Here is a 25,036-nt window from a genome sequence, read left to right on the forward strand (position 1 = left end):
CGTTTAAAATGTCATGGTCCGGCGCGATGCCAGGATCTTTTGCAGGACGGCACAGTCGATATTCCTGGGAACCGGGCGTTCGCCGGTGACCATGGGCAGGAATTCGGTGTCGGGAATGTCGAGCAGCCTTTCATATTGGTCGATTTCATCGCCGGTCAAGGCGCCGATCTCGTTGTCGGCAAACGTACCGAGGATAAGGTCCATCTCGCGCATCCCGCGATGCCAGGAGCGGAACAACAGCTTGCGGCGCCTGATATCCAGCCCCTCGCTTGATCGTTTCGTCCCGGTCATCGTGCCGCATCCTTGCTTGGTGCGGCGCATATAGCGTGGATAGAGGGCGGTGTCAGCCTTGCAACGCACGGGTGGGCGGCTAAACATCCCGGGTGTGAAGAACACTCCTGACAACGCTGGTGCCGGACACCGCCCGCACTTCACCCTCCCCCTTGTGGGGAGGGTCGGCGAGCACGCTTCGCAAAGCGAAGCGGGTGAGACGGGGTGGGGGTGCGGCGCTGACCTACCGACTTCCTCGAAAGTTAGACGCGCACCAACCCCCACCCCGCTCCGCTTCGCGGATCGACCCTCCCCACAGGGGGGAGGGTAAAGGCATGCGCCCCTCCCTCCTCGACCCTCTCTTCGTCCCCATCACTTCGCTTGCCGGCGTCGGCCCCAAGGTTGGCGCTCTGATCGAGAAGGTGGTGGCGGCCGATCTCGGCGAACGGCCGGCGCGCGCGGGCGACCTGTTGTTCGTGCTGCCGCACACCGTCATCGACCGTCGCAATCGTCCCGGCATCGCGCTTGCGCCGGCCGGCGCCATCGTCACGCTCGACGTGCGCATCGACCGCCACCAGCCGCCGCCGCGCGGCAACCGGTCGGTGCCTTACCGCGTCTATGCCCATGACGACACCGGCGAGATCGGCCTGATCTTCTTCCACGCCCATGCCGCCTATCTCGAAAAGGCGATGCCGGTGGGCGAGCATGTCGTCGTCTCCGGCCGCATGGAGTGGTTCAACGGCCGCCCGACCATGGTCCATCCCGACCATATCGCCCTGGTGAGCGAGGCGGAAACACTGCCGCTGGTCGAACCGGTCTATCCGCTGACCGCCGGCCTGTCGGGCAAGGTGCTGCGCCGCGCCATCGGCCAGGCGCTCGGCCGGCTGCCGGAATTGCCGGAATGGCAGGACGGCGCCTTCATGCGCAAGCAGACTTTCCCCGCCTTCGCCGACGCGCTCGCCCGCATCCACTATCCCGCGGACCCGATCGATGTCGCCATCGAGGGGGTGGCATGGCGCCGCCTTGCCTATGACGAGCTTCTCGCCGGCCAGGTCTCGCTGGCATTGGTGCGGGCAAAAGTGCGCCGGCTGTCGGGCCGGCCGCTCATCGGCGACGGTCGCATCGTCGAGAAACTGCGCGCAGCCCTGCCGTATTCATTGACCGGCAGCCAGGAATTCGCGCTTGCCGAAATCAATGCCGATCTGGCCGACCCCGAGCGCATGCTGCGCCTGCTGCAAGGCGATGTCGGCTCCGGCAAGACGGTAGTGGCGCTGCTGGCCATGGGGCGCGCAGTCGAGGCCGGCGGCCAGGCGGCCTTGATGGCGCCGACCGAAATCCTGGCGCGCCAGCATCTGGCTACAATCACGCCGCTGGCCGAACAGGCCGGCCTGCGCGTCGCTATCCTGACCGGCCGCGAAAAGGGCCGCGAACGCACTGAAACGCTATCAGGTCTCGCCAGCGGCGAGATCGACATCGTCGTCGGCACCCATGCGCTGTTCCAGGAAACGGTGACCTATCACGACCTCGTCTTTGCCGTGGTCGACGAGCAACACCGCTTCGGCGTCCACCAGCGGCTTGCCATCACCGCCAAGGGCGACGCCCCCGACATGCTGGTGATGACGGCGACGCCGATCCCGCGCACTCTGGTGCTGACCGCCTTCGGCGACATGGACGCCTCCAAGCTGACGGAAAAACCGATCGGCCGCCAGCCGATCCGCACCGTCACGCTGCCACTGGAACGGCTGGACGAGTTGGTCGGTCGCATGCTGGACGCGGTTGCCGACGGCCAGAAGATCTACTGGATCTGCCCGCTGGTCGAGGAATCCGAAGAGATCAAGCTGATGTCGGCCGAGGACCGTTTTGCCTCGCTGCAGCCCTTGTTCGGCGATCGCATCGGCCTCGTCCATGGCCGCATGAAGGGCGCCGAAAAGGACGAGGCGATGCGCGCCTTCAAGGCCGGCGAAACCCGCATCCTGATCGCCACCACCGTTATCGAGGTCGGCGTCGACGTGCCGGACGCCACGATCATGGTCATCGAGCATGCCGAGCGTTTTGGCCTGGCGCAACTGCACCAGTTGCGCGGCCGCGTCGGCCGCGGCGACAAGCCTTCTTCCTGCGTGCTGCTCTACAAGGACCCGCTCGGCGAAACGGCCAAGCGCCGGCTGTCGGTGATGCGCGAGACCGAGGACGGGTTCCTGATCGCCGAAGAGGATCTGAAGCTGCGCGGCGAAGGCGAATTGCTCGGCACCCGCCAGTCCGGCACGCCGGGCTTCCAGGTGGCGCGCATCGAGGTGCACGCCGACTTGCTCGAAGCAGCCCGCGACGATGCAAGGCTGATCCTGTCGCGTGATCCGGAACTACAGTCTGAGCGCGGCGAGGCGCTGCGGCTGCTGCTCTATTTGTTCGGCCGCGACGAGGCCGTGCGGCTCTTGCGTGCCGGCTGAGCCAAAGCACCAAGCGGCGGGTTGGCGAGATCTCCGTCGATCGGCTGGCCGTTCATCGTCACCATCTTCGGCTTGACTTCGGGCGCCACCAGCCCGGCCGAGACGATCAGCCTGGCGCCATCCTCAATCGTCATGTCGAGCAGCACGACGTCGGATTTCGGCACGTACATCAGGAAACCGGTGGTAGGGTTCGGCGTGCACGGCATGAACACGGCGATCATCGGGTCGCCTGCATGGTCGAGCTTCTGGTTGATCTCGGTTTCCTTTTCACTGGCGACGAACACCAGCGACCAGACGCCTTTTCGCGGATATTCGACCAGCCCGACCTGGCGGAACATATCACCCTTGTTCGAAAGCACCGTCTGGAATATCTGCTTCAGCGAACCGTAGATGCCGCGCACCAGCGGCATACGGCCAAGCAGCCGTTCGCCGAAATTGACGATCGCGCGGCCGACGATGTTGGCGGTCATGAAGCCGATCAGCGTGATCAGCACGAGCGCCACGATCAGGCCGAAGCCGGGCACCGGAAACGGCAAATAGGCGTCGGGGCTGTAGCGCGCCGGAATGTACGGCTTCACCCAGGAATCGACCCAGCCGACGAACGACCAAGCGATATAGGCGGTGATCGCCAGCGGCGCGCAGACGATAAAGCCTGTGAGGAAATAGTTCCTCAGCCGGGTCATGCCGGAAGTTCTGGGAGCATCAGACATGGTTCACCGGGGACGCGGGTTGCAGGGCCACACTAGTGAAGCGAACGGCGCTTTGGAACCGCGAAGTTTTTAAGACCGCCGATGAGCGCCGACTACTCCACGGTCACCGATTTCGCCAGATTGCGCGGCTGGTCGACGTCGGTGCCCATGAAGACGGCGGCGTAGTAGGCCAGCATCTGGATCGGCAGCGCGTAGATGATCGGCGAGATGATTTCCGGCACGTCTGGCAGGATGATCGTCTCCATCGTCTTGACGCTGACCTGCGCCGCGCCCTTGGCGTCGGTGATCAGGATGATCTTGCCGCCGCGCGCCGCCACTTCCTGCATGTTCGACACCGTCTTTTCGAAGATGCGGTCATGCGGCGCGATGACGATGACCGGCATGTTCTCGTCGATCAGCGCGATCGGCCCGTGTTTCAGTTCGCCCGCGGCATAGCCCTCGGCATGGATGTAAGAGATTTCCTTGAGTTTCAGCGCGCCTTCCATGGCCAGCGGGAAATTGGTGTCGCGGCCGAGATAGAGCACGTCCTTGTAGCGCGAGATTTCGCGCGCGATGCGCTCGATCTGCTCCTCGAGCTTGAGCACCTGGTTGGCGTAGCGAGGCGCCTCCGAAAGAGCGCGCACCAGAGTCTTTTCCTCGTCCTTCGAGATCGTGCCGCGGGCCACACCCGCACGCACCGCCAGCGAGGCCAGCACCGAAAGCTGGCAGGTGAAAGCCTTGGTCGAGGCGACGCCGATCTCCGGCCCGGCCAACGTCGGCAGCACGACGTCGGATTCGCGCGCCATGGTCGATTCGCGCACATTGACGATGGCGCCGATCTTCATGCCCGCCTTGCGGCAATAGCGCAGCGAGGCCAGAGTGTCGGCGGTTTCGCCGGACTGCGAGATGAAGAAGGCAGCATCATCAGCCGATAACGGCATTTCGCGATAGCGGAATTCCGAGGCGACATCGATGTCGACCGGCAGCCGCGCATAGCGCTCGAACCAGTATTTGCTGATCAGGCCGGCTAGATAGGCGGTGCCGCAGGCCGAGATCGCCAGCCGGCCGATCTTGGCGAAGTCGAACGGCAGCTCCAGCGGCTTCGACACGCCGGAGACGAAATCGACATAGTGCGCCAGCGTGTGCGAGATCACTTCCGGCTGTTCATGGATTTCCTTTTCCATGAAATGGCGGCGGTTGCCCTTGTCGACCATGAAGCTGGTCGACAGCGATTGCTGGCGCTTGCGGGCAACCTCTTTGCCGTCGATGTCGAAAATGGTGACGCCATCGCGGCGCACCACCGCCCAGTCGCCGTCTTCGAGATAGGTGATGGAATTGGTGAACGGCGCCAGCGCGATGGCGTCGGAGCCCAGAAACATCTCGCCATCGCCATGGCCGACGGCCAGCGGCGGGCCATTGCGGGCGCCGACGATGAGGTCCTCGTCGCCGGTGAACATGATGGCCAGAGCAAAGGCGCCTTCCAGCCGCTTCAGCGCCTGATGCGCCGCCTCGATCGGCTTCAACCCCTTGGCGAGTTCGCGCGCCACCAGATGCGCTACGACCTCGGTGTCGGTCTGCGACGAGAAGGAATAGCCGTCGCGGATCAGCTCATCGCGCAACTCGGCGAAATTCTCGATGATGCCGTTGTGAACGATGGCGACGCCGTTGGAAAAATGCGGATGGGCGTTGGTCTCGTTGGGCACGCCATGCGTGGCCCAGCGCGTGTGGCCGATGCCGATCGTGCCATTGAGCGGCTCGTCCTTCAGCCGGCGTTCGAGGTTGATCAGCTTGCCTTCGGCGCGGCGGCGGCCAAGCCGGCCATGCTCGACCGTGGCGACACCGGCCGAGTCATAGCCGCGATATTCCAGCCGCTTCAGCGCATCGACGATGAGCGGCGCGACCTGGCTCTGGCCGACAATTCCGACGATACCGCACATATGCCTGCCCCCAATTCCCGCTGGAAAACCAGTCCCGATGGAAAACCAGCGCTATCTAGGGATTGCCGGCCCGCCGCGAAAGTCACTTTGCGTTTCGTCTGCTGTAACGGAACGCTTCTCAACCCGATGCACCATGACACACCGCTCTTGCAATCCGGTTACCGCAATTCCTCGGTTGTTCAATTGCTTCGGCGGTTAATGGTCGGTGCCGGCCTTTTTCTTCGCCGCTGCGGCAGACGCGAAGCGCTCGCGCAATTCCTTGCCCTTGCCGGGAATGGTCTTCTGGCGGGCGCGGCCGAAGGCCAGCGCATCGTCCGGCACGCTTTCGGTTATGACGCTACCCGAGGCGATGTAGCCGCCCTTGCCGATCGTAACCGGCGCCACCAGCGACGAGTTCGAACCGATGAAGGCGCCCTCGCCGATGTCGGTGAAAAACTTCGAGTAGCCGTCATAGTTGCAGGTAATGGTGCCGGCGCCGATATTGGCCCCCGCGCCGACGCGGGCATCGCCGATATAAGTCAGATGATTGACCTTGGCGCCCTCCTCGATGACCGCCTGCTTGACCTCGCAGAAATTGCCGACCTTGGCTTTCTCGCGGAGATCGGCGCCTGGCCTGAGCCGTGCGAACGGACCGACGTCGCAATTGGCAGCGACGGTCGCGCCTTCGATGTGGCTGAAGGCGTGGATCTTGGCGCCGCCGGCGATTTTCACGCCCGGGCCGAACCAGACATTGGGCTCGACGATCGTGTCGGCGCCGATTTCGGTGTCGTGCGAGAAATACACCGTCTCCGGCGCGATCAGCGTTACGCCTGACAGCATGGCCTCGTAGCGCCGGCGCACCTGCCAGATGCCTTCCGCCTGCGCCAGCTCGGCCCGGTTGTTGATGCCTAGCGCACTCTCGAAGCTGGTTTCGGTGGCAACGACATCGAGCCCTTTCGCACTGGCGATCTCGACGATGTCGGTGAGATAGAACTCGCCCTTGGCGTTCTTGTTGCCGACCTTGTCGAGCAGTTCGAGCGCATGCTTGCCCGCCACCGCCATCATGCCGGCATTACAGAAGCCGATCTTCTTTTCCTCGGCGGAGCAGTCCTTCTCCTCGCGGATGGCGGTGAGCTTGCCGCCCTTTTCGATCAGCCGGCCATAGTCGGCCGGGCTGGGCGGGCGGAAGCCGATCACCACAACAGCCGCGCCATCGGCAAGCTTTTGCCGCGCGGCCACCAGGGCTTCAGCATCGATCAGCGGCGTGTCGCCGAACATCACGAGAATATCGTCATAATCCTTTGATATCGCATCGCGCGCAGCCAGCACGGCATGCGCAGTGCCGAGCCGCTTCTCCTGCACGAACGTCTCGGCCTTGGGGGCGAACTTCGCCGCAGCCTTGCGCATTTCCTCCGCCCCATGGCCGATCACCAGCGCCTGGCTGGCAGCACCGGCGGCCCCGGCCGCCTTCACAACATGGGCGACCATCGGCAGCCCGGCGATCTGGTGCAGCACCTTGGGCAGAGCGCTCTTCATGCGCGTGCCTTCGCCGGCGGCGAGGATGACGGACAGACAGGATCTCTGGCTCATGGAAGGACAACCATCTGAAAAGGGATCAGGAATCGGAGAGTGGTAGCATCTGGCGCATGCTGCACCAATGCGGTTAAATTCCGGTGAGGTGATGAGGCAGTTCACTCTCGATCAGCGGATCTCTACCCCAGCCGGCCCAGCACCGGAAAGGTCTCCAGCAGCCAATAGGACACCGTCTGCACGCCACCGGTGAGGAAGAACACGCCGGCGATAACCAGCAGCGCGCCGATCGCCTTTTCGACGCGGCCGAGATGGACGCGGAACCTGCCGAGGAAGCGCATGAAGGCGCCGGAGAACAGGGCAGCAATCAGGAACGGAATGCCGAGGCCAAGCGAATAGGCGGCAAGCAGAAGAGCGCCCTCGCCCACCGTCTCGCGGCCGCCGGCCAAGGTCAGGATCGGCCCCAGCACCGGGCCGATGCACGGCGTCCAGCCAAAGGCGAAGGCCAGCCCCATGACATAGGCGGCGACCATGCTGGCAGGCTTGCCCTGCGACTGAAAGCGCGCCTCGCGCGACAGAAGTGGTATGCGCAGGATGCCGAGGAAATTCAGCCCCATCAGGATGATCAGCACCCCGGCCGCCATCGCCAGCGGCTCCTGCCAGACGCGCAGCCAGTGGCCGATGGTCGAGGCGCCGGCGCCAAGCGCCACGAACACGGTGGAGAAACCGAGTACGAAGGCGAGCGAGGAATAGATGAGCGCGCCGCGGGCGCCGGCCTTGGCCGTGACGCCGGCACCGCCACCGCGAAAGTCGTCGACCGACACGCCGGCCATGTAGCAGAGATAGGGCGGCACCAGCGGCAGCACGCAAGGCGACAGGAACGAGATCGCCCCCGCTCCGACCGCGCTGACATAGCCGATGTCCAATGGCATTCCAGAACTCCAGATTCCTTGGCGCCGATATAGCGACGCAAAATCGTGTTCGCCAATCACCATCGTGTGGAATTTGGCTACAGATACGATCCGGCCGGACGAATTGTTGTCGGCCAATCCCAAGTTGACCAAGCCGGGGAAGAAATATCCCTCGCCGAACGTTCACAGAGCGAAGCCGCGATTTCTGCGCGCTTCGTCGGATCACCAGGGAGATTTCCATGAAAACGATCACCGTCGGCCTGGCCGCCCTTCTGCTCAGCACCGCCGCATCCTTCGCCGCCGAAGCGTGGAAGGAAGCCGAAGTCGGTGGCACCAAGATCTACACCGATGCCAATGGCATGACGCTCTATACCTATGACAAGGACGAGAAGGGCAGGACCAACTGCTATGACAAATGCGCCACCAACTGGCCGCCGCTGAAGGCCGAGGATGGCGCCAAGGCGGACGACGAATGGACCATCGTCGAACGCACCGACGGCACCAAGATGTGGGCCTATGACGGCAAGCCGGTCTACACCTTCATCAAGGACAAGAAGGCCGGTGACATCACCGGCGACGGCGTCGGCGAAGTCTGGCACATCGTCAAGGCCGACTGATCGTCCGAACCTCTATCCCGCACCCCATCGGCGGGACTCGGCTGGCCGCCGGCTCCAAGCGACCCGGCGACCAGTTCGGCATTTACGGGCAGCACGAACTGGTCGCGGCGCCTTTCCCGGTGGCTCGAAACACGAACCCTCCCAGACAAAAATTTTGTGATCTTCTCCATACACTCTAAGAGTGTATTGCGGCACACGCCTCCGCATTTTGGCCGCTTGCCCTTGACCGATCGCAAAAGCGCGGCCATGTGAGCGACCAATTGAATGCGTCACGCAGCGGAATTCTTCTGCCGCCCCACAGCTGATATGAGACCTCATGGACGTCGTCGTCGTCGAATCGCCGGCCAAGGCAAAGACAATCAACAAGTATCTCGGCAAGAACTTCAAGGTTCTGGCCTCGTTCGGCCATGTCCGCGATCTGCCGGCCAAGGATGGTTCGGTGCGTCCCGACGAGGATTTCGCCATGTCCTGGGCGGTCGACACCGCGTCCGGAAAGCGTCTCACCGACATCGCCAACGCGGTCAAGGATGCCGATGGCCTGATCCTCGCCACCGATCCGGATCGCGAGGGCGAAGCCATTTCCTGGCACGTGCTGGAGGTGCTCAAGCAGAAGCGCGTGTTGAAGGACAAGCCGGTCAGCCGCGTCGTCTTCAATGCCATAACCAAGTCGTCGGTGCTGGAAGCGATGGCCAATCCGCGCCAGATCGATGCACCATTGGTCGATGCCTATCTGGCTCGCCGCGCACTCGATTATCTCGTCGGCTTCACGCTGTCGCCGGTGCTGTGGCGCAAATTGCCGGGCGCCCGTTCGGCCGGCCGCGTCCAGTCGGTGGCGCTGCGCCTGGTCTGCGACCGCGAATCCGAGATCGAGCGCTTCATCCGCGAGGAATACTGGCAGATCGCTGCCCTCCTCGGCACGCCACGTAACGACAGCTTCGAGGCGCGGCTGACCGCGTTCGAGCGCAAGAAGCTGCAGAAGCTCGACATCGCCAGCAAGGCGCAGGCCGACGATATCAAGGGCATGCTCGAAGGCGCGACCTTCAAGGCTCTGTCGGTGGAAGCCAAACCGACAAGGCGCAATCCTGGCCCGCCCTTCACCACTTCGACGCTGCAGCAGGCGGCATCGTCGGGCCTCGGCTTTTCGGCGACGCGCACCATGCAGGTGGCGCAGCGCCTCTATGAAGGCATGGAGATCGGCGGCGAGACCACCGGCCTGATCACCTATATGCGAACCGACGGCGTGCAGATGGCGCCGGAGGCGATCGACGCCGCCCGCGACACCATCGCCAAGGAATTCGGCCCACGATACCTCCCGGAAAAGCCGCGCCAGTACACAGCCAAGGCTAAGAATGCCCAGGAAGCGCACGAGGCGGTCCGCCCGACCGATTTCATGCGCACGCCGGCTTCGGTCAGGCAGTATCTCGATTCCGACCAGCTGCGGCTTTACGAATTGATCTGGAAGCGCGCCATCGCCAGCCAGATGCAGTCGGCCGAGATCGAGCGTACCACGGTCGAAATCGAGGCGGTCAATGGCGCTCGCACCGCGGAGCTTCGCGCCGTCGGTTCCGTCGTTCGCTTCGACGGCTTCATCGCCGCCTACACCGACCAGAAGGACGACGACGCCGAAGACGAGGAAAACCGTCGTCTGCCCGAGATCCGTGCCGGCGAGCAGCTGGCCCGTCAGGCGATCAATGCCACCCAGCACACCACCGAGCCGCCGCCGCGCTACTCCGAGGCGTCGCTGATCAAGAAGCTGGAAGAGCTCGGCATCGGCCGTCCGTCGACCTACACCGCGATCCTGAAGACGTTGGAAGACCGTGACTACGTCACCATCGACAAGCGCCGGCTGGTGCCGCAGGCCAAGGGCCGGCTGCTGTCGGCTTTCCTCGAAAGCTTCTTCGAGCGCTATGTCGAATATGACTTCACGGCCTCACTCGAGGAAAAGCTTGACGAGATTTCCGACGGCAAGCTCGCCTGGAAGGACGTGCTGCGCGACTTCTGGAAAGATTTTTCCGGCGCCGTCGCCGACATCAAGGAACTGCGCGTCACCGACGTGCTCGATGCGCTGAACGAGGAACTGGCGCCGCTGGTGTTCCCCGCGCGGGAGGATGGCTCGAATCCCCGCATCTGCCCGAAATGCGGCTCCGGCAATCTGTCGCTGAAACTCGGCAAGTTCGGCGCCTTCGTCGGCTGCTCCAACTATCCGGAATGTTCCTTTACCCGCCAACTCGGCGACGCAGCCAACCCGAATGGCGAGAATGGCGGGGGCGAGGACGGCACCAAGGTGCTCGGCAAGGACCCCTACACGGCAGAGGAAATCACGCTGCGCTCAGGCCGCTTCGGTCCTTATATCCAGCGCGGCGACGGCAAGGAAGCCAAGCGCTCCAGCCTGCCCAAGGGCTGGACGCCTGATTCCATCGACCATGAGAAGGCCCTGGCGCTGCTGTCGCTGCCGCGCGACATCGGCAAGCATCCCGAGTCCGGCAAGATGATCTCCGCCGGGCTTGGCCGCTATGGTCCGTTCGTTTTGCACGATGGCACCTACGCCAATGTCGACAGCATCGAGGATGTGTTCTCGATCGGCCTCAACCGCGCTGTCACTGTGATCGCCGAGAAGCAGCTGAAGGGCAAGGGCGGCCGCAATGGCGGCACTGCTGCCGCGCTGAAGGAACTCGGCGACCATCCCGATGGCGGCGGCAAGATCGTCGTGCGCGATGGCAAATACGGGCCCTATGTCAACTACGGCAAGGTCAACGCGACGCTGCCCAAGGGCAAGGATCCGCAGTCGGTGACGGTCGAAGACGCGCTGGCGCTGATCGCCGAGAAGGAAGCCAAGGGCGGCGGCGGCAAGAAGCCGTTCCGCAAGGCGGCAGCCGCCAAGGCCCCCGCAGCCAAGACAACCACTGGCAAGACAACCACTGGCAAGAAAACCACAGCCAAGAAGTCGGCGACCAAGAAGCCGGCGGCGAAGAAAAAGGGATAGCAGCGTGGCGCGCAGGATCACCGGTAGAAGCCACGGCGATCCGCGCACCGCCGACACGAGGGCCAAGGTCAAGGACGACTACAGGCCCTCGCGTGACGAAATCCTGCGCTACATCGCCGAGAACCCCGACCGCGCGGGAAAACGCGACATCGCCAAGGCGTTTGCCTTGCGCGGCGACGACCGCATCTGGCTGAAGGACATTCTGCGCGACCTGCAGGACGAAGGCATCCTGACCAAGGAGCGCAAACGGCTGGCCCGTGTCGGCGCCCTGCCCCATGTCGCCGTGCTCGACATTTTCGGCCGCGACGGCGACGGTATTCTGCTGGCGCATCCGGCGGAGGCCGTCGGCACCGGCGAACCGCCGGTGATCTCGATCCGCGTCTCCCGCGGCGGCAATGGCCCGCAGCCTGGCATTGGCGACCGTGTGCTGGCCAAGACCTTCCCGACCGACGAGGCGACCGGGCCTGCCTATACGGGCCGCGTAATGAAGATTTTCGAGAAGCGGACAGATGCCGTGCTGGGCGTCTTCCGGATCCTGAGGGACGGCACCTTCCGCATCGAGCCGGTCGAACGTCGCCAGCCCGAACTGATCGTCGACAAGGAATTCCAGAACGGCGCCAGGAACGGCGACCTTGTCGAGGTCGAGCCCGCGCGGGCCTCCCGGTATGGTTTGCCGCGCGCAAAAGTGCTGGCGGTGCTGGGCTCGCTGACCAGCGAAAAGGCGGTCTCGATGATCGCCATCCACGCGCACGACATTCCGCATATCTTCCCGGCCGACGTCATCGCCGAATCCGAGGCGGTAAAACCGGCGACGCTTGCTCACCGCGAGGACTGGCGCGACCTGCCGCTGGTGACCATCGACCCGGCCGACGCCAAGGACCATGACGACGCCGTCTTCGCCACGCCCGACCTCGACGAGAAGAACCCCGGCGGCGTGATCGCCACGGTGGCGATCGCCGATGTTGCAGCCTATGTCCGCTATGGCACCGCACTCGATCGCGAGGCGCTGAAACGCGGCAATTCTGTCTATTTCCCCGACCGCGTCGTGCCGATGCTGCCAGAGCGCATCTCCAACGACCTGTGCTCGCTGCGCGAAGGCCAGGACCGTCCCGCGCTTGCCGTGCGCATGATTTTTGCCGCCGATGGCCGCAAGCTGCGTCACACCTTCCACCGCGTCATGATGAAATCGGCGGCAAAGCTCGCCTATCCGCAGGCCCAGGCCGCGATAGACGGCCTTCCTGACGACAAGACCGGCCCGATCCTCTATACGGTGCTGAAGCCGCTGTGGGACGCCTACGCCATCCTGAAGCGCGGCCGCGATGGCCGCCAGCCGCTCGAGCTTGATCTGCCGGAGCGCAAGATCCTGCTCAAGCCGGACGGCACCGTCGACCGCGTCATCGTCCCGGAGCGGCTCGACGCCCACAAGCTGATCGAAGAATTCATGATCCAGGCCAATGTCGCCGCCGCCGAAACGCTGGAAGCGAAGAAGCAGGCGCTGGTCTACCGGGTCCACGATGCGCCGTCGCTGGCCAAGCAGGAATCGCTGCGCGAGTTCCTGCAGACGCTCGGCCTGTCGCTGGCGCGTGGCGCGCAGATGCGGCCCGCCCAGTTCAACGGCATTCTCGAGCGCGTGCGTGGCGCCGACAACGAGGGGCTGGTCAACGAAGTGGTGCTGCGCTCGCAGAGTCAGGCCGAATATTCGCCCAAGAACATCGGCCATTTCGGCCTCAACCTGAAGCGCTACGCGCATTTCACCTCGCCGATCCGCCGCTATGCCGATCTGATCGTGCATCGCGGGCTGATTGCCGCACTTGGGCTCGGCCCTGGCGGGCTGACGCAGGACGAAGAGACGCGGCTGGAAGACTTCGCGGTGCTGATCTCGGGCACCGAGCGCCGCGCCATGGCGGCCGAGCGCGACACCGTCGACCGGCTGATCGCCGCCTACCTCGCCGAGCGCATCGACGACCGCTTCGACGCCCGCATTTCGGGCGTCACCAAATCGGGACTATTTGTCCAATTGCCGCAGTTTGGCGCAGATGGCTTCATCCCGGTGTCAAGCCTGGATGGCGATTACTATATATATGACGAAACCGCGCGATCGCTGTTCGGAGAACGCACCGGCAAGGGCTATCAGCTTGCCGACCGCGTCGAGGTTCGCCTGATCGAGGTGGCGCCTATGGCCGGCGCGATGCGTTTCGAGATGCTGACCGACCCGAAGCCCCTGCCCGGCTCCAAACGGTCGTTTCACAAGGCAAAAGGCCGCGCCCGCGCGTCGCAATCGCGCCCGGGGTCGCGCGGCAGGAGACGATAATGGCAAGCGAAATGGGAATCCAGAAGCAGATTTTCGGCGGCGAACATCATTCGGGCCGAGTCGCCCGCCCGCTGTGGACGGCGATGAAGCGCGGCGCCCTTGGCCGCTGCCCGCATTGCGGCGAAGGCAGGTTGTTCGCCGGCTTCACCAAGAGCGTCGACAAATGCGCCGTGTGCGGTGAGGAGTTCCACCACCACCGTGCCGACGACCTGCCCGCTTATCTCGTCATCGTCATTGTCGGCCACATCGTTCTCGGCGCCTTCATGGGCGTCGAGGCGACCTCGACGCTCTCCATGTGGCAGCACATCGCCATTTGGGTGCCGTTGACCATCGTGCTGTCGGTCGCTCTGCTGCAACCGGTCAAGGGCGCCGTCATCGGACTGCAATGGGCGCTCTATATGCACGGCTTCGGCGGCGAAAAAGACGGCACCGAGCCGCATCCCGGAACCTAGTTTGCGTCAGGGCAATGTCGCCTGGCGCAACATGCCGACCGTGAAAGGCCACTTTCGTTTGCCAGAAGTTTCCGCTAGGTCCTGCGCATGGAAGGTATGACCAAGGCGGAAGTCAGCAGGATGGACCGTGGCGCAGCCGCCCACAGCGGCCTGCCCATACGCCCGCGCGATGCCGCCACCCTGATCCTGCTCGACCGCGAGGACGACGAGATTCTGGTGCTGATGGGCCGGCGCCATGCAGGCCACGCCTTCATGCCCGGCAAGTTCGTCTTTCCCGGCGGCCGCACCGATTCGGCCGACAGCCGCATTGCCGTTGCCACCCCATTGCTTCCGGAGGAAGAAGCCAGGCTGACCGCCGGCGTCGGCCGCATCAGCCCGTCGCGGGCCCGTGCCATCGCGCTCTCGGCCATCCGCGAGACTTATGAGGAAGCCGGCCTGCTCATCGGCCGCAAAGGCTCGTTCGCAACCGACAAACGCGACTGGCAGGGCTTTGTCGAGCACGGCGTCCAGCCTTCGCTGGCGCCGCTGCGCTTCATTGCCCGCGCCATCACCCCGCCCAATCGCGTGCGTCGTTTCGACACCCGCTTCTTCAGCGCCTGGCGCAGCGATGTCGCCGTGGAACTGCCGGGTGGCGGCCCGACCAATGAGCTGGAAGAACTGGTCTGGCTGCCGCTCGCCAAGGCCAGAGAGGCCGATATCCCCGACATCACCCGAACGATCTTGCAGGAGCTGGAGACGCGGCTTGCCGGCGATCCGCGCCTGCGACCCGGTGGGTCCGTGCCGTTCTACCGGCTTGTCCGCAACCGCTTCGTTCGCGAAATTCTTTAGAGCAATTCCAGGAAAAGTGTGACGCGGTTTTCCGTCCGGAATTGCGCAATATCAAACAGACAGAGTATTCAGGCATCACATGACGGTCGATACCCAGCAAGAGGGCGACGAGCGCGTACATTGGCTACCGATGATCGCCGCGATCTCGTCGATCAGCGTCGTCGGCATCGCCATAGGCCTCGGCATGCCGCTGCTCAGCGTTATTCTCGAGAGCCGCGGCCACTCGGCATCGATGATCGGCCTCAACACCGCGGTCGCCGGCCTCGCCTCGATCGCCGGCGCCCCGCTGGCCACGCCGCTGGCGATGCGCTTCGGCGTCGCCTGGACGATGATCGCCATGATCGCCGCCGGCGCGCTCGCCTTTGTCGGCTTCCACTTCGCGCCGGACTTCTGGATGTGGTTCCCACTACGCATCGTGCTGCACATCGCGCTGACGGTGCTGTTCATCCTGTCGGAATTCTGGATCAGCACCTCGGCCCCGCCGCGCCGGCGCGGCCTGGTGCTCGGCATCTACGCCACCGTGCTGTCGCTCGGCTTCGCCGCCGGGCCATGGATCTTCGCCCATATCGGCAGCACCGGCTTCTTGCCGTTTGGCGTCATCATCGTCCTGGTCGCGCTGGCCGCAATCCCGGTGCTGGCCGCACGGAATGAAAGTCCCACAATCGTGGTTGACGGCGAAACCAGCAACTTCCTGCGCTATATCTGGCTGGTGCCGACAGCGACCGCCGCCGTGCTGGTGTTCGGCGCCGTCGAGACCGGCGGCTTTGCGCTGTTCCCCGTCTATGGCAACCGCATCGGCTATTCCGAGGCGGATGCAGCCCTCCTGCTCACCATGATCGGCCTCGGCAACGTGCTGATGCAGATCCCTATCGGCATGATCAGCGACCGCGTCTCAGACCGCCGCTATCTGCTGTTGGCCTGTGCCACCGTCGGACTTGCCGGCACCATCTTCATGCCGTTCTTCGCCGGCAATTGGCACCTGATGGCGGCGCTTCTGTTCGTCTGGGGCGGCGTGGTGGCCGCCATGTACACGATCGGCCTTGCCCATCTGGGCTCGCAGCTCTCCGGCCATGAACTGGCCTCGGCCAACGCCGCCTTCGTGCTCTGCTACGGCGTCGGCATGGTGCTTGGCCCGCAGGCGATCGGCATCGGCATGGATGCCTTCGGGCCCTCCGGCTTCGGCTGGTCGCTCGGCCTGTTCTTTGCCGCCTATATCGCCTTGGTCAGCGCCAGGCTGGTCCGCAAGATCTGGTAGCCTGTCCGTCGCCAGCCTGCGCAATCCTGACGGGATGTCGCCGCTGCTGACAGAACCGTGTCAGGAGACCTCAGCTAAAAGGGTGTCCCAAAAAACCCGAGTTTGAGGATACGGCGATGATCGACAGCGGCTTTGAAACCACATCTCTGCGCATGACGCTTCTGCTGCTTGTCAGCTTCCAGGCCCCGGCAGCCGATGTCGACCGCATCATGGACGCCGTGGTCGCGATCGCGCCGCTGGCAATGGGCAAATACGACCGCAACGCCTATCAAACGGCGCACGGCATCGAACGCTACCGACCGCTGGAAGGTGCAGCCGCCGGCGTCGAAACCGAACTGCGCCGCCGCCCCGGCACCGTCGAGGTCTCGTTCGAGTTGCCCGACGACCAGTCGCTCGCCGCCCGCGTCGTCGAGGCGATTTTCCAGGCGCATTCCTACCAGGAGCCGGTGATCCGCATCCAGCCGATCCTCGCCAGCCGCTCCAAGGGCCTGGACGACCGCGCCAATCCGAATCGCTGGTGGAACACCACTGGGGACTGGAAGAAAGCGCTTCCAGTTAAGGAAGAAGCCTAGAAATCCGGCCCCGCTGAGGGGAAGCAGCGGCTTTACCTTCTCCGTTGTGAGGTGAGAAGCGGTCCGAAGCGGACGAAAAGCCAATTGCTTGGTTTTCGAGATTCGAACGCCCTGAGCCTGCGAAGAGTTGGTCGGGGTGACCAATCCACCCTGCCGAACCCCGCCGCTTCGCAGCGTCCCGGCATTCGCCGGCCTATAGCCATGCTGTCCGTCTCATCCTCAGCCTCCATCGGGCCGATGATAAAACCGGACAACTCATGGGCTCCTAATCCGGACAACTCATGTGCTTACGACACAGGCAAGGCGTCGGGCTTGACTTTCCGGGCACGTTCTTTATGTGTCGCGCCAAGTTTCCCGCGTCCGGGTGTTTTCCCCCGCTCCAGCGGCCAAAACCCCACGAACATAACGGACTGATACAATGGCCAAAGCCGCAAACATCAAGATCAAGCTTCTGTCGACCGCCGACACCGGTTTCTTCTACGTGACCAGCAAGAACAGCCGTACCAAGACCGACAAGCTGTCGTTCCGCAAATACGACCCGGTCGCCAAGAAGCATGTCGAGTTCAAGGAAACCAAGATCAAGTAATCTGGTTTTCATACGCTCTGTCAAAAGCGCCGCCCCTTCGGGCGGCGTTTTTGATTCAAGGCCCCGAAAAGCCAGAACCCTCCGCTGTTTGGCGCGAAGTGCTCATCTCATTTTTTGGCAAAAAAGGGGGCCGGTCGGCGTATGGCAGCGGTACGAGGAGGCCACTATGTGCCAGCGCCGGCCGGCCGACCCCACGGACCCAGGAGATGCGGCGGACCTGAGCATCATGGGGTATTCGGCGAAGCGATGCGGCTGTCTACCCTCGTGCCCGCATCGCCCTTGTTCTTGCACCGCACATTTGCGCAACAATGTTTGAAAATCAATAGTTTCTTAACCAAGCCTGCCGAATCGCTTGGATTAAGGTAAATTCCTAACCCTGTCCGATTGACTGCATAATCAGTGGTCTAGCCTACGCTGCCTTGGCGACGACCCGGTTGCGGCCGCCACTTTTGGCTTCGTAGAGCGCCACGTCGGCACGTTTCATCAACGCCGCGACCGTGTCCGCGCCCTTCAGAACCGATGACACGCCGACGCTGACCGTGACTTCGATCGCCTTGCCTTCAGGGCCGATGGCAAACGGCAGCTGGGCGATTTCGGCGCGAATGCGCTCGGCAACCTTCTCCGCCACCGCGCCGTCCGTGTCCGGCATCACAACGACGAATTCCTCGCCGCCGAAGCGGCAGGCAAGGTCGATGCCCCTGACGTTCTTGCGCAGCCGCCTTGCGAACTCGCGCAGCACATCGTCGCCGCCATCATGGCCATGCGAGTCATTGACGGTCTTGAAGCGGTCGAGATCGGTGATCATCACCGACAGAGGCCGCCGCCGCGCCACGGCGCGGTCGAACAGCGTCTGCAGATGACTGTCGAGGTAGCGGCGGTTGTGCAGCCCGGTCAATGCGTCGGTCACCGCCATCTCGATGGTCTGGGCGACGCTGGCGCGCAGCTGATCGTTATAGCGCTTGCGCCGCACCTGGGTACGCAGCCGCGCCGTCAGCTCCTGCTGGTCGATCGGCCGCATCAGATAGTCGTTGATGCCGAGTTCGAGGCCTCTGATGATGCGGCCCTCCTCGCCTTCGTCGGCAATCAGGATGATCGGCAGGAAGCGGGTGCGGTCGAGCGAACGCAATTGCGAACACAACCGCAGCGGATCGAAATCGGTAAAACCGGTCGAGATCAGCACGCACTCATAGGGCGCCTCGGCGGCCTGGAAGAAGCCGGCATGCGGATCGGTGGCAATGTCGAGCTCGGCGCTGCCGCGCAGCATGTTCTGGATGCGCTCAACCGACGATTTGCGCTCGTCGATCAACAGCACCTTCGGCGTGGCGTCCTCCGACGCGAAGCTGCGGCTCAACAGCGCCTCGATGCCGATGTTGCGGGTGGTCGATGCGCGCAGCAGCAGCTCGTCGGTCAGCGACTTCAGCCTGACCAGGCTCTTCACCCGCGTCATCAGTTGCAGATCGTTGACCGGCTTGGTGAGAAAGTCGTCGGCGCCTGCCTCGAGGCCGCGCACCCGGTCGGCAACATGGCCCAGCGCGGTCACCATGACCACCGGTATATGCGCGGTCGCCGGATCGCTTTTCAGCCGCTTGCAGACCTCGAACCCGTCCATGCCGGGCATCATCACGTCGAGCAGCACGACATCGACCTTGCCGTTTTCGCAGGTCTCGATCGCGTCCGGCCCGTTGGAGGCCGTCAACACCTCGAAATATTCGGCCAGCAGCCGAACCTCGAGAAGTTTGACATTGGCAGGGATGTCGTCGACGACGAGGATCCGCGCGGTCATGTCACAAGGCTCCGGCTGAAGGCATCAGGCATCACCGAGATAGGATTTGATGGTCTCGATGAAACGCGGCACCGAGATCGGCTTGGAGATGTAGGCCTCGCAACCGCCCTGGCGAATGCGTTCCTCGTCGCCCTTCATGGCGAAGGCGGTGACGGCGATGACCGGAATGGAATGGAGGTCGTCGTCCTCCTTCAGCCATTTCGTCACTTCCAGCCCCGACACTTCGGGCAGCTGGATGTCCATCAGGATCAGGTCGGGCCTGTGCTGGCGCGCCAGATCGAGCGCCTCGAGCCCGTTGCGCGTGCGCACCGTTTCATAACCGCTGGCTTCGATGAGGTCGCGAAAGAGCTTCATATTGAGCTCGTTGTCCTCGACGATCATGACCTTCTTAGGCATCGATTTTCCCGTCCCGGCCAGGCTTCTGCCCGAAGCCCTGCCGCTATGCGCCCTTTTCGAAGCACACCAAACCCTCGCCCACTCTTAAGGCAATATGATTGACGAAATGGAAACCCGAAGCGGCAAAAGCCATTCGGATTCCACCTCGAAAACCACATTGGATCGGGGCTGTGGCTTGCCGCAGGCGACGCTTGCGATTACTGCGGAAAAGAGACTCATTTCCGCAACGAGAAAGTAGTGATGGCAAACGCAGCGTCAATGCGCGAGGAAGCGGAAACCATTGCCGTGAAGGCACTGGGCTTCGTCGCCGCCGACCCCGAACTCCTGCCGCGCTTCCTGGCCATCACCGGCATCGAGGCGTCCGCCATCCGGCGCGCCGCGGCCGAACCGGGATTCCTGGCCGGAGTGCTGCAGTTCATCCTTGCCCACGAGCCGACCTTGCTGCGCTTTGCCGAGCAAACCGGCACCCCCCCGGCCGCCATCGGCAAGGCGTTGCGCGCGCTGCCTCTTGGCGGCGACGACCATGAGCATTCGATATGAGCGACGATCCCGAGACGGCACGCCAGATCGCCGAACTTGCAGCCGACGACCGGCCTCTGCTGATCCTCGATGTCGACGATGTCGTGCTCGAATTCATCCGGCCGTTTCCGCATTTCCTGAAATCGCGCGGCTTCGGCCTGACCCTGGCCTCCTTCCGTCTCACCGGCAACATTGCCGAAACGGCGAGCGGCCGGCTGATCGAACAGCCGGAGGTGACGGCACTTCTCGGAGATTTCTTCGATACGCAGGCCGACTGGCAGAGCGTTACCGACGGTGCCGAACAAGCGCTTGCCAGCCTCAGCGACCGCGTCGAGATCGTCCTTTTGACCGCCATGCCGCACCGGCATCGCGCTGCGCGCCGCGCCCATCTCGATGCGCTCGGGCTGCCCTATCCGCTGTTGACCACCGAGATGGCCAAGGGACCGGCGGTGGCGAAACTGCGCGGCAAGAACGGCCGGCCGGTGGCCTTTGTCGACGACCAGCCCGCCAATCTTATCTCGGCGCGCAATTCCGTCGCCGACGCCCATCTCTTCCACCTGATGGCCGACAATTCGCTGCGCGCCTTCCTGCCGCCGGTGCCGGACGACATCATCTCCGTCGAGGACTGGCACGAGGCCGCGCCGAAGATCGCGAGCGCGCTCGGGCTTTAAGCCCAAGCGCCTCCAAGCTTGGCGATCAAGGCTGCAGCTTCGCCCCTGCTCCGCCATTGTTGCCCTCGCCAGGGATCGCATCCTGATCGGTGTTGTCTTCCACGACCGGATCCGGCCCCTTCAGCATGGCGCCGTTGACCGTCACCGACCCATCGTGCCTGGCGTTGATCACCCATTCGATACGGCCATCCGGCAGCGTCTTGGCAAATCCCTTGATGGCCAAGGCGCCGGTAAAAGCCTGTGAGGCCTGCGGGTCGGTCTTCGCCGCCTCCTGCAGGCTTGCCACGATCTTGTCGTAGCCGGTCACGTCGATCCTCACGTTTGCATCGGGCTTCTCGCCATCGGGAAACCTCATATCGCCCTCCAGCCCGACTTCGGCACCGCTGCCCTTGACCGTGCTGTGGCCGATGAGGATCTTGGGGCCGTTCGCCAGAAAATCTTTCTTCACGCCGTCGCCGAAATCCGCCGAAAGCGGCGGGCTGTTGTTGAGATCGAAGGCCTCGATAGCCTTCTTGGCCATTGTATCGAGATCGATGTTGGCCCCACCGAAATTGAGTTGATGTCGGTGGGCAACAGCGCGACGCTCCAGGCTGGAACAAGATTTTGCGGTATCGAGAGCCCAGACGCTTTGATCCCGTAGCTGATCGTTCCGTTGCGCGAGACACCGTCCATGCCGAAGGCGATGCCGAGTGTTGCTGCGCCGAAACTGCCGATCGGGCTGCCGACGCTGAAATCCTTGAGACTGTAAGCCCCATCAATCCGCTCCCATATCGGCAGCGCGGTCAGAAGATGCGACTTGAGCTCCGCCTGATTGGCTTTCAGTTTCGCCTCGTCCTCATTGGCCACGGCGAAAGCCAACAGGTCCAGAATAGGCTTCGTGCGCAGCCCCTTGCCTTTCGCGTCGACCGAAAATTCGGGCGACTTGACCGTCAGCGGGATTTTCTGCCCGCTGTTGGGGTTGTCGATCGTGATGACCTCTGCAAAATCGGCAATCGTCTGAACCATGCTAAAATCGACACCGCCATTCGCGCCCTTGTTAGCGCTCATTGTGGCGGTTCCAGCACCAGAACTCATCTCCGTGCGCTGCCTGGCGTCCTGCGACGTCATATTCATGCCTTCAAGTGACGACGTGGCGCTGCTGAAAGCCGCCAACTCGGGATGGTAGACACCAACGAACTTCCCGCCCTTGATAGACATCTTCATGCTTTGCGGCCCCTGAGGGCCGTTGAACTCCATCGACCCTTCCGGCGCCAGATTGCCTGAGACATCCCACGCGCCATCGCTGCGTGGTTTGGTCAACAGCGTATAAGGGGTGAGATCGAGCTTCAGGCCATCCTGTTTTGCCAAGAGTTCCACGACGGGCTTGAAATCGAATGCGAGCTTGTAGGCGTCGCCTTCGACCGAGACCTTCAGAAATCCGATCTCGAACGGCTTCTTGCTGAAATAGCGCGCCAGATTGTCGGTAAGCTGCTTGGCGCCCTCGCTGTCGACCGTCTGCCCAAGCGCCGGCGCACTGCAGGCTAGAAGCAAAGCGAATGGCAAAACGCGCTTCATATCGATCCTCCACTTTATTGCAGTCGTCAAAACCGCTTCTACCACTGGTAGGAAAATACCATCACAGCCGCAAGACAAGACCTATGGATTGCTGCCGCCTACAACACCAGCCGCATCAGCGGCCGTCCGGCCTTGCGTTCGACAAGCCGCTCGAAGCCGGCCTTTTCAAACACACGCGACGAGCCGACGAACAGCCCGATCGAACGCGAATCGCGCGACACGTCGATCGGACACGCCTCGACCAGCCGCGCCTTGTTCTGGCGGGCAAAAGCGATGCCGCCCTCGACCAGGCGGTGGCTGACGCCCCGGCCGCGCGCGCTGGCGCGGATGAAGAAGCAGGAGATGGCCCAGACGCCGGGATCTACGGCGTCGGTTGGATCGACCGGCGCCGAGCCCCGGCCCCGATTGTTCCATTCGGGCACGTCGGCGCGTGGACCGATCTGCATCCAGCCGACCGCCTGGCCGTCCTCGAAGGCCAAAAGCCCCGGCGGCGGCCCGGCCTCGATACGCGCCTTGATATGATCCTTGTTGCGCTGCTTGTCGCTGGCCCGTCGGACCGCCGGCGCCATCCGGAAATGCGTGCACCAGCAGCCGTAACAGGCGCCCTGCTTGCCGAAAAGATCCTCGAAATCCGCCCATAGGTCAGGCGCCAGCGGCGCTATGGTGGTGCTCATGAGTTCTCTCCCGGCTAACCGCTTGTGGCGGCTTCCGTCCTGACGTACCATTGCATCTGTTCTCTTTATGTTCGCAGCGATGGCGGCCCCTGTCAACAATCCCGAGCACGGTTTTTGCCGCGACTGCCTGACCCTTCAGCGCAGCGATACCAGGCGCTGTGAGCGTTGCGGCAGCCCTCGACTCACCCGCCATCCCGAGCTCTACCAGCTGCATCTGGCGCATATCGATTGCGACGCCTTCTATGCGGCGATCGAAAAGCGCGACAATCCGGCGCTGAAGGACAAGCCGCTGATCATCGGCGGCGGCAAGCGCGGCGTCGTCTCCACCGCCTGCTACATCGCCCGCATCAAGGGGGTGCGCTCGGCAATGCCGATGTTCAAGGCGCTCGAAGCCTGTCCGGAAGCGATCGTCATCCCGCCCAATATGGAGAAATACGTCCGCGTCGGCCGCGAGGTCCGCGCGCTGATGCAGGCGCTGACGCCGCTGGTCGAGCCACTCTCCATCGACGAGGCGTTTCTCGACCTCGCCGGCACCGAGCGCCTGCACGGCATGCCGCCGGCAGTGGTGCTGGCACGCTTTGCGCAGACCGTCGAAAAGGAAATCGGCATCACCGTTTCGGCCGGCCTTTCCTACTGCAAGTTCCTGGCCAAGGTTGCCTCCGATTTCCGCAAGCCGCGCGGCTTTTCGGTGATCGGCGAAGCCGAGGCGCTGGGTTTCCTGGCCGAACAGCCGGTGACGTTGATCTGGGGCGTCGGCAAGGCTTTTGCCGCAACGCTCGAACGCGACGGCATCCGCAGCATCGCCCAGTTGCAGCGCATGGAGCGCGCCGATCTTATGCGCCGCTATGGCGTGATGGGCACCCGGCTCTACCATCTCTCGCGCGGCCAGGACGACCGCCGTGTCGATCCCGACCAGGATGCGAAAAGTGTGTCGGCCGAAACCACTTTCGACACCGACATAGCTGAAATGGGCGAACTGGTTCCAGTGCTGAGGGGATTGTCGGAAAAGGTCTCGGCGCGGCTGAAGAAGTCAGGCATTGCCGGGCGCACCGTGGTGCTGAAGCTGAAGACGCAGGATTTCAAGCTGCGCACCCGCAACCGCCAGCTCGGCGACCCGACAAGGCTGGCCGACCGTATTTTCCAGACCGGGCTCGAGCTGTTGCGCAAGGAGGCGGACGGGACAAAGTACCGGCTGCTCGGCATCGGTGTCAGCGATCTCTCGGATGACGAGAAGGCCGATCCGCCCGATCTCGTCGACGTCGGCTCGCGCAAGCGCGCCATGGCCGAAAGCGCCGTCGATACGCTGCGCGACAAGTTCGGCAAGAAGGCAGTGGAAACCGGCTACACCTTCGGCAAAGGCCGCAACGCCAACCCGCCGGAGCCGATCGAGGAGTGAGACGGCTTAGATACGCTTGAGATCGATGCGGCTCGTCACCACGTTCTTGCCGGTTTTCGGATCGACGTCGGTAACGGTCAACCGCATTCCGTCGCCGCTGGTTTTCTCGACCGTCAACCGCGCCTTGCGATCGCCATTGACCTCCGCCGCCCAGCGAATGCCGAGACTGATCGCGTTCCCGGAACGGCTGCCGGCGAGCTGCGCGGGCCCGGTGCGCGATCCGACATAGACGCCGGTGTATTTCGCCCCGCTGGCTTTCAGATCCGCGCTGATCGCGCGCGTCACCACGATCAGACCGCGGCAGTTGCCGTCAAGCGACAATGATGTCGACGTCGCGTCGGAATTGAAAGTACAGGAGACGTTCACCGTCGGCGCGTCGGTGGTGACCTGGACTGTCCCTTTGCCGGAGAAACTGCCTTGTAGCGAGCTGAGAAAATCCGCCTCGTCGGCACGGGCCGCGCCGCTCGCAGTTAGCAGGCAGCCGGCTAGCAGAAACCGCGCGAATGATTTCATCGGAATCTCTCCCCCGTTGATGTTGAACGAACAATGCGTCCAGGAATTGGCCTACCGGGAAGCAACGCCTGCCGTCGCGTCAGGTTCCACTTCCAGCATGGCTGTTTTGCAACGGGTCTGGCCCAGTCGAATGCGTCGCCTAGCGGTTGCGATGGAAGCCCCGGCT

The 25,036-nt window shown here is 63.5% G+C and carries 23 protein-coding genes; 12 read left to right on the plus strand and 11 right to left on the minus strand.

Annotated elements, in window-relative coordinates:
* Nucleotides 1-3: 3 nt before the first annotated feature.
* Nucleotides 4-291 (minus strand): FAD assembly factor SdhE, encoded by a 288-nt coding sequence (locus tag NKH38_RS05830; RefSeq protein WP_023681561.1) that lies wholly within the window; start codon nucleotides 289-291, stop codon nucleotides 4-6.
* Between the two features lie 314 nt (nucleotides 292-605).
* Between NKH38_RS05830 and recG the strand changes: the two genes are divergently transcribed.
* Complete coding sequence (gene recG / locus NKH38_RS05835; protein ID WP_352761544.1) at nucleotides 606-2,714, plus strand: ATP-dependent DNA helicase RecG; 2,109 nt, start codon at nucleotides 606-608, stop codon at nucleotides 2,712-2,714.
* On the opposite strand, the gene NKH38_RS05840 is transcribed toward recG, so the two are convergent.
* From NKH38_RS05840 to NKH38_RS05855, 4 genes are all read right to left on the minus strand, one after another.
* Nucleotides 2,666-3,424, minus strand: a complete 759-nt coding sequence (locus tag NKH38_RS05840; protein ID WP_352761547.1) for a DUF502 domain-containing protein — start codon at nucleotides 3,422-3,424, stop codon at nucleotides 2,666-2,668. The two genes, recG and NKH38_RS05840, sit on opposite strands and share 49 nt — an antisense overlap.
* A 92-nt stretch (nucleotides 3,425-3,516) precedes the next feature.
* Complete coding sequence (gene glmS / locus NKH38_RS05845) at nucleotides 3,517-5,340, minus strand: glutamine--fructose-6-phosphate transaminase (isomerizing) (protein WP_023688321.1); 1,824 nt, start codon at nucleotides 5,338-5,340, stop codon at nucleotides 3,517-3,519.
* Between the two features lie 195 nt (nucleotides 5,341-5,535).
* Entirely contained in the window at nucleotides 5,536-6,909 is a 1,374-nt protein-coding gene (gene glmU / locus NKH38_RS05850; protein WP_352761550.1) for a bifunctional UDP-N-acetylglucosamine diphosphorylase/glucosamine-1-phosphate N-acetyltransferase GlmU, read from the minus strand.
* A gap of 122 nt (nucleotides 6,910-7,031) precedes the next feature.
* Nucleotides 7,032-7,781, minus strand: a complete 750-nt coding sequence (locus NKH38_RS05855) for a cytochrome c biogenesis CcdA family protein (protein ID WP_352761553.1) — start codon at nucleotides 7,779-7,781, stop codon at nucleotides 7,032-7,034.
* A gap of 218 nt (nucleotides 7,782-7,999) precedes the next feature.
* On the opposite strand from NKH38_RS05855, the gene NKH38_RS05860 reads away from it, so the two are divergent.
* The 8 genes from NKH38_RS05860 to rpmG all read left to right on the plus strand — a co-directional run bounded on the left by NKH38_RS05860 (nucleotide 8,000) and on the right by rpmG (nucleotide 17,364).
* Complete coding sequence (locus NKH38_RS05860; RefSeq protein WP_352761555.1) at nucleotides 8,000-8,377, plus strand: COG4315 family predicted lipoprotein; 378 nt, start codon at nucleotides 8,000-8,002, stop codon at nucleotides 8,375-8,377.
* A gap of 316 nt (nucleotides 8,378-8,693) precedes the next feature.
* Nucleotides 8,694-11,360 carry a type I DNA topoisomerase gene (gene topA, locus NKH38_RS05865; RefSeq protein ID WP_023821402.1) on the plus strand — a complete coding sequence of 889 codons (2,667 nt, stop codon included), beginning with the start codon at nucleotides 8,694-8,696 and terminating at the stop codon, nucleotides 11,358-11,360.
* 4 nt (nucleotides 11,361-11,364) lie between these two features.
* Complete coding sequence (gene rnr, locus NKH38_RS05870) at nucleotides 11,365-13,671, plus strand: ribonuclease R (RefSeq protein ID WP_352761558.1); 2,307 nt, start codon at nucleotides 11,365-11,367, stop codon at nucleotides 13,669-13,671.
* On the plus strand, nucleotides 13,671-14,123 hold the full coding sequence (locus NKH38_RS05875; protein ID WP_352761561.1) for a DUF983 domain-containing protein: 453 nt from the start codon (nucleotides 13,671-13,673) through the stop codon (nucleotides 14,121-14,123). Before rnr ends, NKH38_RS05875 begins: the two co-directional genes overlap by 1 nt.
* A gap of 87 nt (nucleotides 14,124-14,210) precedes the next feature.
* Nucleotides 14,211-14,951 carry an NUDIX hydrolase gene (locus NKH38_RS05880; protein ID WP_023825650.1) on the plus strand — a complete coding sequence of 247 codons (741 nt, stop codon included), beginning with the start codon at nucleotides 14,211-14,213 and terminating at the stop codon, nucleotides 14,949-14,951.
* 79 nt (nucleotides 14,952-15,030) lie between these two features.
* Nucleotides 15,031-16,206 carry an MFS transporter gene (locus tag NKH38_RS05885; RefSeq protein ID WP_352761565.1) on the plus strand — a complete coding sequence of 392 codons (1,176 nt, stop codon included), beginning with the start codon at nucleotides 15,031-15,033 and terminating at the stop codon, nucleotides 16,204-16,206.
* Nucleotides 16,207-16,322: 116 nt separating this feature from the next.
* Complete coding sequence (locus NKH38_RS05890) at nucleotides 16,323-16,778, plus strand: YqfO family protein (RefSeq protein WP_023695428.1); 456 nt, start codon at nucleotides 16,323-16,325, stop codon at nucleotides 16,776-16,778.
* 418 nt (nucleotides 16,779-17,196) lie between these two features.
* Nucleotides 17,197-17,364: a 50S ribosomal protein L33 gene (gene rpmG, locus NKH38_RS05895; RefSeq protein ID WP_006201775.1), complete on the plus strand. Its 168-nt coding sequence runs from the start codon at nucleotides 17,197-17,199 to the stop codon at nucleotides 17,362-17,364.
* Nucleotides 17,365-17,773: 409 nt separating this feature from the next.
* Here rpmG and NKH38_RS05900 read toward each other — a convergent pair whose 3' ends face one another.
* Nucleotides 17,774-19,147: a PleD family two-component system response regulator gene (locus NKH38_RS05900; RefSeq protein ID WP_352761568.1), complete on the minus strand. Its 1,374-nt coding sequence runs from the start codon at nucleotides 19,145-19,147 to the stop codon at nucleotides 17,774-17,776.
* A gap of 24 nt (nucleotides 19,148-19,171) precedes the next feature.
* Nucleotides 19,172-19,543 carry a response regulator gene (locus NKH38_RS05905; RefSeq protein ID WP_023667574.1) on the minus strand — a complete coding sequence of 124 codons (372 nt, stop codon included), beginning with the start codon at nucleotides 19,541-19,543 and terminating at the stop codon, nucleotides 19,172-19,174.
* 240 nt (nucleotides 19,544-19,783) lie between these two features.
* On the opposite strand from NKH38_RS05905, the gene NKH38_RS05910 reads away from it, so the two are divergent.
* A complete protein-coding gene (locus tag NKH38_RS05910; RefSeq protein ID WP_352459089.1) occupies nucleotides 19,784-20,083 on the plus strand; it encodes a DUF3572 domain-containing protein in 300 nt (99 codons plus the stop codon).
* Complete coding sequence (locus NKH38_RS05915; protein WP_027050372.1) at nucleotides 20,080-20,733, plus strand: hypothetical protein; 654 nt, start codon at nucleotides 20,080-20,082, stop codon at nucleotides 20,731-20,733. The genes NKH38_RS05910 and NKH38_RS05915 overlap by 4 nt, the downstream gene beginning before the upstream one ends.
* 25 nt (nucleotides 20,734-20,758) lie before the next feature.
* Here the strand turns inward: NKH38_RS05915 and NKH38_RS05920 are convergent, their stop codons facing one another.
* The 3 genes from NKH38_RS05920 to NKH38_RS05930 are packed head-to-tail and all read right to left on the minus strand — an operon-like array spanning nucleotide 20,759 to nucleotide 22,961.
* Nucleotides 20,759-21,253 (minus strand): hypothetical protein, encoded by a 495-nt coding sequence (locus tag NKH38_RS05920; protein ID WP_352761572.1) that lies wholly within the window; start codon nucleotides 21,251-21,253, stop codon nucleotides 20,759-20,761.
* Complete coding sequence (locus NKH38_RS05925; protein WP_352761574.1) at nucleotides 21,178-22,365, minus strand: hypothetical protein; 1,188 nt, start codon at nucleotides 22,363-22,365, stop codon at nucleotides 21,178-21,180. The genes NKH38_RS05920 and NKH38_RS05925 overlap by 76 nt, the downstream gene beginning before the upstream one ends.
* 20 nt (nucleotides 22,366-22,385) lie before the next feature.
* The gene (locus NKH38_RS05930; protein ID WP_023681576.1) at nucleotides 22,386-22,961 is read right to left on the minus strand and encodes a GNAT family N-acetyltransferase; all 576 of its coding nucleotides are present in this window, start codon (nucleotides 22,959-22,961) and stop codon (nucleotides 22,386-22,388) included.
* Nucleotides 22,962-23,028: 67 nt separating this feature from the next.
* Between NKH38_RS05930 and NKH38_RS05935 the strand changes: the two genes are divergently transcribed.
* Nucleotides 23,029-24,357: a DNA polymerase IV gene (locus NKH38_RS05935; RefSeq protein WP_352761578.1), complete on the plus strand. Its 1,329-nt coding sequence runs from the start codon at nucleotides 23,029-23,031 to the stop codon at nucleotides 24,355-24,357.
* A gap of 6 nt (nucleotides 24,358-24,363) precedes the next feature.
* Here NKH38_RS05935 and NKH38_RS05940 read toward each other — a convergent pair whose 3' ends face one another.
* Nucleotides 24,364-24,870, minus strand: coding sequence for a hypothetical protein (locus NKH38_RS05940; protein ID WP_352904332.1), 507 nt, complete (start codon nucleotides 24,868-24,870; stop codon nucleotides 24,364-24,366).
* Nucleotides 24,871-25,036 lie beyond the last annotated feature (166 nt).

The sequence above is a fragment of the Mesorhizobium sp. M1078 genome, from assembly GCF_040318615.1.
In the GTDB taxonomy this organism is placed as follows: domain Bacteria; phylum Pseudomonadota; class Alphaproteobacteria; order Rhizobiales; family Rhizobiaceae; genus Mesorhizobium.

Coding starts and splice junctions, on each gene's coding strand:
- NKH38_RS05880 (WP_023825650.1), top strand. CDS start 14,211: ATGGAAGGTATGACCAAGGCGGAAGTCAGCAGGATGGACCGTGGCGCA.
- NKH38_RS05860 (WP_352761555.1), top strand. CDS start 8,000: ATGAAAACGATCACCGTCGGCCTGGCCGCCCTTCTGCTCAGCACCGCC.
- NKH38_RS05905 (WP_023667574.1), bottom strand. CDS start 19,543: ATGCCTAAGAAGGTCATGATCGTCGAGGACAACGAGCTCAATATGAAG.
- NKH38_RS05940 (WP_352904332.1), bottom strand. CDS start 24,870: ATGAAATCATTCGCGCGGTTTCTGCTAGCCGGCTGCCTGCTAACTGCG.
- NKH38_RS05855 (WP_352761553.1), bottom strand. CDS start 7,781: ATGCCATTGGACATCGGCTATGTCAGCGCGGTCGGAGCGGGGGCGATC.
- topA (WP_023821402.1), top strand. CDS start 8,694: ATGGACGTCGTCGTCGTCGAATCGCCGGCCAAGGCAAAGACAATCAAC.
- recG (WP_352761544.1), top strand. CDS start 606: ATGCGCCCCTCCCTCCTCGACCCTCTCTTCGTCCCCATCACTTCGCTT.
- NKH38_RS05900 (WP_352761568.1), bottom strand. CDS start 19,147: ATGACCGCGCGGATCCTCGTCGTCGACGACATCCCTGCCAATGTCAAA.
- rpmG (WP_006201775.1), top strand. CDS start 17,197: ATGGCCAAAGCCGCAAACATCAAGATCAAGCTTCTGTCGACCGCCGAC.
- glmS (WP_023688321.1), bottom strand. CDS start 5,340: ATGTGCGGTATCGTCGGAATTGTCGGCCAGAGCCAGGTCGCGCCGCTC.
- NKH38_RS05910 (WP_352459089.1), top strand. CDS start 19,784: ATGGCAAACGCAGCGTCAATGCGCGAGGAAGCGGAAACCATTGCCGTG.
- NKH38_RS05915 (WP_027050372.1), top strand. CDS start 20,080: ATGAGCGACGATCCCGAGACGGCACGCCAGATCGCCGAACTTGCAGCC.
- glmU (WP_352761550.1), bottom strand. CDS start 6,909: ATGAGCCAGAGATCCTGTCTGTCCGTCATCCTCGCCGCCGGCGAAGGC.
- NKH38_RS05935 (WP_352761578.1), top strand. CDS start 23,029: ATGTTCGCAGCGATGGCGGCCCCTGTCAACAATCCCGAGCACGGTTTT.
- NKH38_RS05875 (WP_352761561.1), top strand. CDS start 13,671: ATGGCAAGCGAAATGGGAATCCAGAAGCAGATTTTCGGCGGCGAACAT.
- NKH38_RS05930 (WP_023681576.1), bottom strand. CDS start 22,961: ATGAGCACCACCATAGCGCCGCTGGCGCCTGACCTATGGGCGGATTTC.
- NKH38_RS05840 (WP_352761547.1), bottom strand. CDS start 3,424: ATGTCTGATGCTCCCAGAACTTCCGGCATGACCCGGCTGAGGAACTAT.
- NKH38_RS05890 (WP_023695428.1), top strand. CDS start 16,323: ATGATCGACAGCGGCTTTGAAACCACATCTCTGCGCATGACGCTTCTG.
- NKH38_RS05920 (WP_352761572.1), bottom strand. CDS start 21,253: ATGGCCAAGAAGGCTATCGAGGCCTTCGATCTCAACAACAGCCCGCCG.
- NKH38_RS05885 (WP_352761565.1), top strand. CDS start 15,031: ATGACGGTCGATACCCAGCAAGAGGGCGACGAGCGCGTACATTGGCTA.
- NKH38_RS05830 (WP_023681561.1), bottom strand. CDS start 291: ATGACCGGGACGAAACGATCAAGCGAGGGGCTGGATATCAGGCGCCGC.